Annotated in this window: 1 protein-coding gene; it reads right to left on the reverse strand. The window is 67.6% G+C overall.

Annotation, left to right across the window (positions count from 1 at the left end):
• Nucleotides 1–107 precede the first annotated feature (107 nt).
• Nucleotides 108–361 (reverse strand): transposase (locus ACYPYD_RS20115; protein WP_459665086.1); only part of this gene is annotated, 254 nt, incomplete at its 5' end.

Raw genomic sequence — 361 nt, forward strand, 5'->3', positions numbered from 1 at the left:
TGACTTGGGCGAGCGCTGGCGCCGGTGTTTTCCACCGCGTCAGGAGCAATGGGCTTTTCGAGGTTGACGGGACGAGGGCTCGGGTTTCGGCGGCATGGCCGCGCTGGCTATGTCGGCGCTGGCCGAAGACCGGTGGCGATGGCTTTGAACACGCCGGCGTCGGGGCATGCTGACGCGAAGGCGACACGGATACGCGAGGCGCTCTCGATGACGCGGGCAGCGACCTTGAGCAGCCGCAGGCGCAGAGTCGCGAACTCGGCAGCGGCCAGCGCAGTGGCCTTGGGGATGGCCTGCTGGATGCGCCACATCAGCCAGTAGGCGGCGGTATGCAGGATGAGGCGCATCTGGTTGGCATTGGCCG

The sequence above is a fragment of the Novosphingobium sp. 11B genome, from assembly GCF_054589055.1.